At 67.7% G+C, this 7,801-nt stretch carries 7 protein-coding genes and 1 pseudogene; 4 read left to right on the forward strand and 4 right to left on the reverse strand.

Annotated elements, in window-relative coordinates; all coding sequences use genetic code 11:
• The 3 genes from JWP65_RS06770 to apaG form a co-directional block, all read right to left on the reverse strand.
• Window positions 1-589 (reverse strand): YbdK family carboxylate-amine ligase (locus tag JWP65_RS06770; RefSeq protein WP_299761857.1); only part of this gene is annotated, 589 nt, incomplete at its 3' end.
• Window positions 590-638: 49 nt separating this feature from the next.
• Window positions 639-1,889 (reverse strand): cation:proton antiporter, encoded by a 1,251-nt coding sequence (locus tag JWP65_RS06775; protein WP_299761843.1) that lies wholly within the window; start codon window positions 1,887-1,889, stop codon window positions 639-641.
• Window positions 1,890-2,025: 136 nt separating this feature from the next.
• A complete protein-coding gene (gene apaG / locus JWP65_RS06780) occupies window positions 2,026-2,406 on the reverse strand; it encodes a Co2+/Mg2+ efflux protein ApaG (RefSeq protein WP_299761845.1) in 381 nt (126 codons plus the stop codon).
• Window positions 2,407-2,461: 55 nt separating this feature from the next.
• On the opposite strand from apaG, the gene rpe reads away from it, so the two are divergent.
• A complete protein-coding gene (gene rpe / locus JWP65_RS06785) occupies window positions 2,462-3,151 on the forward strand; it encodes a ribulose-phosphate 3-epimerase (RefSeq protein ID WP_299761847.1) in 690 nt (229 codons plus the stop codon).
• On the opposite strand, the gene JWP65_RS06790 is transcribed toward rpe, so the two are convergent.
• A complete protein-coding gene (locus JWP65_RS06790; protein ID WP_299761850.1) occupies window positions 3,152-3,424 on the reverse strand; it encodes a hypothetical protein in 273 nt (90 codons plus the stop codon).
• Between the two features lie 292 nt (window positions 3,425-3,716).
• Between JWP65_RS06790 and JWP65_RS06795 the strand changes: the two genes are divergently transcribed.
• The 3 genes and pseudogenes from JWP65_RS06795 to JWP65_RS06805 form a co-directional block, all read left to right on the forward strand.
• Complete coding sequence (locus tag JWP65_RS06795; protein WP_299761852.1) at window positions 3,717-5,870, forward strand: catalase; 2,154 nt, start codon at window positions 3,717-3,719, stop codon at window positions 5,868-5,870.
• 34 nt (window positions 5,871-5,904) lie between these two features.
• Window positions 5,905-6,615, forward strand: a complete 711-nt coding sequence (locus JWP65_RS06800; RefSeq protein WP_299761854.1) for a phosphoglycolate phosphatase — start codon at window positions 5,905-5,907, stop codon at window positions 6,613-6,615.
• A 625-nt stretch (window positions 6,616-7,240) separates the two neighbouring features.
• Window positions 7,241-7,801, forward strand: a pseudogene (locus JWP65_RS06805) (anthranilate synthase component I); the annotation flags it as partial.

Genomic DNA, 7,801 nt, shown 5'->3' on the forward strand with positions numbered 1-7,801 from the left:
GCGTGAATGGCGCGCGCCCCGACATCGGGAAGGCGAACACCGAATTGAGCCGCGCCGAATCGTACTGCGTGTCCTGTCCCTGCACATAGGGCGAGCTGGCCGACAGCGCGATGAAATGCGGGATGTAGCGCGACATCCTGTGCAGCATCAGCAGCGCGCTGTCCGGATCCGGGCAGCCCACGTGCACGTGCTGGCCGAAGATGGTGAACTGCTTGGACAGGTAGCCGTACAGCTCGGACAGCTGGCGAAAGCGCGGCCTGTCGTAGATGCGCTGCTCGTGCCATTGCTGGAACGGGTGCGTGCCGCCGCCGGCGATCGCGATGTTGAGCTTGTCGGCGCAGCGCACCAGCGCATCGCGGATCTGCGACAGCTGACCCAGCACCTCGCTGCTGGAGTGGCACACGCCGGTCGAGACTTCGATCATGCTGGAAGTCATCTCCGGCACCACCGAGCCGGGCAAGGGGATCTTGGCCATCAGCCGCAGCATCTCGTCGGAGTAGGGCGCCAGGTCGTAGTCGTGGGTGTTCACCAGCTGCAGCTCCAGCTCCACGCCCAGCGTCAGCGCCTCGGAGTGGCCGAAGGCTTCCAGCTGCGGCGGCTCCTCGGGCGGCTGCGAATTGAGTTGCGGGTCGAGGCGCTTATCCACGCTGCTCTCCCCCGTCGGTCGCCCCGACCGGCATCCAGGGCTTGAGGCTTTCGCCGGCCTGGTAAATGGCGAAGGTGGTGATGATCGCGCCCAGGATCTCCATCAGCAGGATCGCCGGCAAGGCGATGCTGGCGATGCGCGGCCCCAGCGTCAGCGAGGAGGCGACGAACTGCGAAACCATCAGCAGCGCCACCGACGACATCGGCGCCATCGTGCAGCCGGTCCAGAACGCCTGTTTGAGGCTGGTGCCGCTGCCGAAGTTGGCCAGGGAGATCCCCGCCACCTTGGCGACGCCGCGCGTCAGCACCAGCGCCGCCACCAGCCCGGCCACCGCCGGGTTCCAGTCGGCCTTGGCGGCCACCACCGACACCAGCACGAACATCAGCATCGTCAGCAGGGACGCCGCCGTGCCCAGCTGGCGCGGCCAGGCCCAGGGCCGCGGATGCAGCTGCTTGAGCAGCAGCCCGCCCAGCAACGCGGCCAGCGGCGCCGAGCCGCCGAAGTGCGCCGCCATCGCGGCGGCGGCGGCGATCAGCGAGATCATCACGATTGACGTGTTCTCGCTGGTCGGACTCATGAAGCGCAGCGCCGAGCGCAGCACCAGCGACAGCACGGCGCCGACCACCACCGAGATGCCCAGCACCACCGCCACCGGATACAGCGTGCCGACCAGGTCGGTGTCTTCGACGTGCATCGTGCCCACGCGGGCGCTCACCAGGGTCAGGGCGTAGAAGGTGTTGAGCGTGGCCAGCACCATCGCCCGTTCGGTCACCGGCCCGGCCGCGCGCGTGTCCATGATCACGCGGCTCAAGACGGCCGGCGAGGCCGCCATCGAGATCAGCGCCATCGCCTCCGCCACGCTGGCGCGCACGTCCAGCCAGCGCAGCACGTAGTAGACCGCCACTGCGGTCAGTGTCGCTTCCAGCAGGCTTTGCAGCAGCACCATCGGGTTGTGGCGGAACCAGCGCAATGCGATGCGGCCACCGGCCTCGAACAGCACCAGCGACACGCCCAGCTCCAGCAGGAACAGCGCCACACCCTGCAGCGGCCAGCCGGCGGGAAAGCCGGCCAGGCCCGCCAAGGTGCCGACCAGCGAGTAGCCAACCACCTTGGGCAAGCCGCTGTAGCGTTGCAGCAGGTGGCCGGCGCAGGCGGCGGCGGCCAGCAGCAGCGACCACTGGACCGTCGGCAGGCCGGCGGAGGGCTTGACCCATTGGGCCCAGATCGCCATCACTTCATCCATGGGTTCCTTTCACTTGGAAATCGCCGCGCGATTTCCAAGTGGCTGATCAGTGTGCAGAGACCGGCAAAGCCGGATCCTGTGCACAAGGGGAAGCTCGCGCCGCGCTGCGCCGCAAGGTTCGTCGAAACAAGTCCGTTCAATGCAGAACACGCCGGGTCGCGTCGGCCAGGACGAACACCGGCACTTCGACCTCGAAGCGTTCGCCGTCCTCGGCGACGCAGAAGTAGCTGCCTTGCATGGTGCCGCTGGCGGTGCGCAGGCGACAGCCGCTGGTGTACTCGAACGACTCGCCGGGCTTGAGCAGCGGCTGCTGGCCGACCACGCCCAGTCCCTTGACTTCCTCGGTCTCGCCGAGTTCGTTGGTGATGATCCAGTGGCGGGAGATCAGCTGCGCCGGCAGTTCGCCCGCGTTGCTGATGGTGATGGTGTAGGCGAAGCTGTACAGGTTCTGTGCCGGCGCGGACTGGTCCGGCAGGAACTGGGGCTGAACTTCGACGCGGAAGGCGTACTTGGGCATGGGCCAATGCTACTACCCGCTGCCGACACCCCCGCCGCTCGGCGACAATGCGGCCATGAGCACGCGCCCGACCTACCGCATCGCACCGTCGATCCTGTCCGCCGACTTCACCCGTCTCGGCGAGGAAGTGCGCACCGTCATCGAGGCCGGCGCCGACTGGATCCACTTCGACGTGATGGACAACCATTACGTGCCGAATCTCAGTTTCGGGCCGATGATCTGCTCGGCGCTCAAGCCGATCGCCAAGACGGCCGCCGGGGTCGCCGTGCCGATCGACGTGCACCTGATGGTGCAGCCGGTCGATGCGCTGGCTCAGGCCTTTGCCGATGCCGGCGCCGACTTCATCAGCTTTCACCCGGATGCATCGACCCACGTGCACCGCAGCGTGCAGGCGATCAAGGCGCGCGGCTGCAAGGCGGGACTGGTGTTCAATCCGGCGGCTTCGCTGGAGGTGCTGGACTGGACGATCGACGACATCGACCTGATCCTGATCATGAGCGTCAACCCCGGCTTTGGCGGCCAGGGCTTCATCGACTCGGCTCTGCGCAAGATCGAGGACGCGCGCAAGCGCATCACCGCGACCGGCCGCGACATCCGGCTGGAAGTCGACGGCGGCATCAAGGGCGACAACATCGCGCGTGTCGCGGCCGCGGGCGCCGACACGTTCGTGGCCGGCAGCGCGATCTTCGGCAAGCCCGATTACAAGGGCGTCATCGACGGGATGCGAGCGCAGCTGGCCCGCTGATCACTGGCGCCGTTTCTTCTCGTCGCCGCCCATCTGCCGTTCGTAGGCGGCATCCAGCACCGGACCCTTGTCGGTGTCCTGCTGGCCCGAGACTTGCGAGTCGTGGGCGATCTTTCCCATGCGACGCACCTGCGGCGATGCGGCCTGCTGGCTGTCGGTGGATTCGTCGCGCTCGTGCGGCATGCGCGCCTTCGGTACCTGGTTTTCGCCCTGCACCGGCACCGTGTCGCCGTGTCCGGCAGCGCCGGCGTCCGGCAGTCTTTCTTCCTTCATTCTCTGGTTTCCCATGACGCATCCTCCCGATGCGGCCATCGTGGAGCACCGGCGGCTCGCCAACGGTAGGACGCGACCGCGCGCCGCCAGCCAAAAGCCCATGCGTCTGTGAGACAAGGCCTACACCGGATGCTGGCAAAGCCCCACAAACGCGCCCGCTGCAGGGCTACGGTGTCTGCGGCTGAGGCTTGGTCCAATAGCTACGGCTGAGCGCGGCCGGTGCCGCGGCCCCCGGGGTCAAGCCCACGGCCTTGACCCTCGTTCCCGATCCCTGCACCCAGGAGTGACATTCATGGCCTCGTCCCGCACGGAGGGCTCCCGCAAGGCCAAGCCTGGCGATCCGGTCACCGGTCGACAAAAGCAGCTGGAAGCCTTCACCCAGGGCCCCGAGAACCTGCTGACCACCAACCAGGGCGTGGTCATCCCCGACAACCACAACTCGCTCACGGCCGGCATCCGCGGCCCCAGCCTGCTGGAAGACTTCATCCTGCGCGAGAAGATCACGCACTTCGACCACGAGCGCATTCCCGAGCGGGTGGTCAACGCGCGCGGCGCCGCGGCGCACGGCTATTTCGAGCTGACCCGGCCGCTGGTGGAGTACACCAAGGCCGACTTCCTGCAGGAGGTGGGCAGCCGCACGCCGGTGTTCGTGCGCTTTTCCACCACGGTGGGTTCGCGCGGCTCGGCCGACACCGTGCGCGACGTGCGCGGCTTCGCTGTCAAGTTCTACACCCGCGAAGGCAACTACGACCTGGTGGGCAACAACATGCCGGTGTTCTTCATCCAGGACGCGATGAAGTTCCCCGACCTGATCCATGCCCTCAAGCCCGAGCCGCACCACGAGATGCCGCAGGCATCCAGCGCGCACGACACCTTCTGGGACTTCATCTCGCTGATGCCCGAGAGCGCCCACATGCTGGTCTGGCTGATGTCGGACCGCGCCATCCCGCGCAGCTATCGGATGATGGAAGGCTTTGGCGTCCACACCTTCCGCTTGGTCAATGCGCGCGGCGGCGCGCATTTCGTCAAGTTCCACTGGCGGCCCAAGCTGGGCAAGCACGCCTTGGCCTGGGACGAGGCGCAGAAGATCGCCGGCAAGGACCCCGACTACCACCGGCGCGACCTGTGGGAAGCGATCGACCGCGGCGAGTTCCCGGAGTGGGAGCTGGGCCTGCAGCTGATCGACGAGGAGCGGGCGGCCAAGCTCGGCTTCGACCTGCTGGACCCGACAAAGCTGGTGCCGGAGGAAGTGGTGCCGGTCACCGTGGTCGGCCGGCTGGTGCTGAACCGCAACGTTGACAACGTGTTTTCCGAGACCGAACAGGTGGCCTTCCATCCCGGCCACATCGTGCCGGGCATCGACTTCACCAACGACCCGCTGCTGCAAGGCCGGTTGTTCTCGTACACCGACACCCAGCTGTCGCGCCTGGGCGGGCCCAACTTCCACGAGCTGCCGATCAACCGCGGCGCCTGCCCGTTCCACAACTTCCAGCGCGACGGCATGCACCGCACCGCCATCAACAAGGGCCGGGTGTCGTACGAGCCGAACACGCTGGCCACTGGCTCGGAGTTCCGCATCGACGGGGGCGAGCAAGGCTTCCAGAGCCATGCCGAGGCGCTGGAGTCGCCCAAGGTGCGGCGCCGCAGCCCCAGCTTCGATGACCACTTCAGCCAGGCCACGCTGTTCTGGAACAGCCAGAGCGCGGCCGAGAAGGAGCACATCATCGCGGCCTTCCAGTTCGAGCTGTCCAAGGTGGAGACGCCGGGGATCCGGCAGCGCATCGTCGACAACCTGGCCCACGTGGACGGGCGGCTGGCGCGCAAGGTGGCCGAGCCCCTGGGCATCTCGCAGCCGGACGCCCGGGCCGCGGCCGGCCGGTCGGGCTTTCGCACTGTCGTGACCAAGCAGATGGTGGAGACGGCGCCATCGCTGAGCATGGAGACCGGCGGCGGCACCATCCAGACCCGCAGGATCGCGGTGCTGATGGGCCCGGGTGCCGAACTGGGCGCCTTCAAGGTGGTCCAGCAGGCGTTGCTGGATGCCGGCGCCACCACCAAGGTGATCGCCGCGCACCTGGGCACCGTGGCGTCATCTTCGGGCCAGCAGGTGCCGGTGGACCACACCTTCCAGACCATGCCATCGGTGATGTTCGACGCGGTGCTGGTGCCGGGCGGTGCCGCCAGCGCGCAGGCGCTGCTGCGGGACGGGGCCGCCTCGCACTTCCTGCTGGAAGCCTACAAGCATTGCAAGGCGATCTGCGTGATCGGCGAATCGGTCGAGATCCTGCGGCGCGCCGGGCTGGCGCCGGAAGGCGGCCCGGCGCCGGCCGGCGTCGTCATCGGCACCAACGAGCCGACGGCCCGGCTGCAACTGGCGCAGGACTTCATCGTCGCCATCGGCAAGCACCGCCACTGGACGCGGCCGGTCGACCAAGTGGTGGCCTGAACGGGGCGCGGGCCGCGCCCGCTATCCTTGCTGCATGGCCAAGCTTTCCATGCCGCTGCAGGCGGCGATCATCGACCTCGATGGCACCCTCGTCGACACGCTGGCGGACTTTCACATGGCGCTGGCCCGCATGCTCGATGGGCTGGGGCAGCCGGCCGTGGCGCAGGACGTGGTGGCCGGCTTCATCGGCAAAGGCTCGGAACACCTGATCCGCTCGGTGCTGGCCCACGTCGGCGCGCCGGCGCAGCTGTACGAGCGGGCCTGGGCCGTGTATCAGGACGCCTACCGCCAGCTTAATGGCCGGCACTCCCAGGTCTATCCGGGGGTGGCCGAAGGGATCGCCCAGCTGCGGGCGGCGGGCCTGAAGCTGGCCTGCCTGACCAACAAGCCGAGCGAATTCGCCCGCCAGCTGCTGCGCCTGAAAGGGCTGGACCGCGAGTTCGACGTGGTGTTCGGCGGCGATGCCTTCGCGCGCAGGAAGCCGGACCCGCTGCCCTTGCTCAAGACCTGCGAGGCGCTGGCGGTGCCGCCGGCGGCCACGCTGATGATTGGCGACTCCAGCAACGACGCCGCCGCGGCGCGCGCCGCCGGTTGCCCGGTGGTGCTGGTGAGCTACGGCTACAACCACGGCCAGCCGGTGCGCGCCGTGGACGCCGACGGTCACGTCGACTCGCTGGCCGACATCACCGCGCTGCTGGTGACGCTTCTGGCTGCCAGGGGTGCTGGCCCAGCAGGCTGCCCTTGAGTTTCCAGTCGGCCCGGTTCGGCCCGAGCCAGCTCCGCATCAGGGCTTCGTAGAACTCCGGCTCCTTGACGGCACGCCCTGCGGCAGGCCGCGCACGCTCACCACGGTACCGGGGCCCGGCACCCAGTCGCCGGTGAAGCTGTCGCCGGGCTGCAGCTTTGGTGGTCGCTGAGGATCGGGCTCATGCGCATCAGGCCGGGGATCAGCCGGGCAAAGCTGCTTTTTCCATGTTTGCTCTTGACCCGGCGCGTGAACGACTTGCCCAGCTCGCTGGCGTCGATTTCCCGCGGCATGCTGACTGCAGCCCCGCGGTGCAGACCTTGAAGGGTCCGTCGTAGCGGATGCCAGCGCCGTTCCATCCAGCCCGGCTGTCGCCAACGTGCAGCGCCGATCCAGTGCTTTTCAGCATCGACTGGCGCGCGCAAATGCGTTTGCTACACTGGCTCCCATGTTCATCCACCGCACGAACATTACAGGTTGCAGCGACCGGGGAGCCTGGCCCTGGCGCAAGCCTGTTCAAGTGCGAAGCTGATAGCACGGGGCAGCCCGTGCCCCCGCGCCTCACCCCGAGGCCCCGTCCGGATACTGCGGCCAGCGCGCCGCCGAGCTTGTGGAGGCTCACCCCTTGATCACCGAACTTGAATTCAAAAGCCTTGCGTTGCAGGGCTACAACCGCATTCCGCTGATCGTCGAAGCCTTCGCCGATCTCGAAACCCCCTTGTCGCTGTACCTGAAGCTGGCCCATGGCAAGGGCGGCGGCAAGCTCAGCTTCCTGCTGGAGTCGGTGGTGGGCGGCGAGCGCTTCGGGCGCTACAGCTTCATCGGCCTGCCGGCGCAAACGCTGCTGCGCTCGAGTGGCTTCGGCGCCGACGCCGTCACCGAGGTCGTCACCAACGGCACGGTGATCGAGAGCGCCGGCGGCAACCCGCTGGACTTCGTGCAGGCCTACCAGAAGCGATTCAAGGTGGCGCTGCGGCCCGGCATGCCGCGTTTTTGCGGCGGTCTGGCCGGCTACTTCGGCTACGACACGGTGCGCCACATCGAGAAGAAGCTCGAAAAGAGTTGCCCGCCCGACACCTTGCACTGCCCGGACATCCTGCTGCTGCAATGCGAGGAACTCGCGGTCATCGACAACCTCTCCGGCAAGCTGTACCTGATCGTCTACGTCGATCCCGCAAAGGCGGAG

Origin of the sequence: Ramlibacter sp., assembly GCF_028292805.1 — a bacterium.
Classification (GTDB): domain Bacteria; phylum Pseudomonadota; class Gammaproteobacteria; order Burkholderiales; family Burkholderiaceae_C; genus Ramlibacter.

Bases quoted from the DNA above. Each gene is read 5' to 3' on its own strand.
- rpe (WP_299761847.1), top strand. From the start codon at position 2,462: ATGAGCACGCGCCCGACCTACCGCATCGCACCGTCGATCCTGTCCGCC.
- JWP65_RS06775 (WP_299761843.1), bottom strand. From the start codon at position 1,889: ATGGATGAAGTGATGGCGATCTGGGCCCAATGGGTCAAGCCCTCCGCC.
- JWP65_RS06800 (WP_299761854.1), top strand. From the start codon at position 5,905: ATGGCCAAGCTTTCCATGCCGCTGCAGGCGGCGATCATCGACCTCGAT.
- JWP65_RS06790 (WP_299761850.1), bottom strand. From the start codon at position 3,424: ATGAAGGAAGAAAGACTGCCGGACGCCGGCGCTGCCGGACACGGCGAC.
- JWP65_RS06795 (WP_299761852.1), top strand. From the start codon at position 3,717: ATGGCCTCGTCCCGCACGGAGGGCTCCCGCAAGGCCAAGCCTGGCGAT.
- apaG (WP_299761845.1), bottom strand. From the start codon at position 2,406: ATGCCCAAGTACGCCTTCCGCGTCGAAGTTCAGCCCCAGTTCCTGCCG.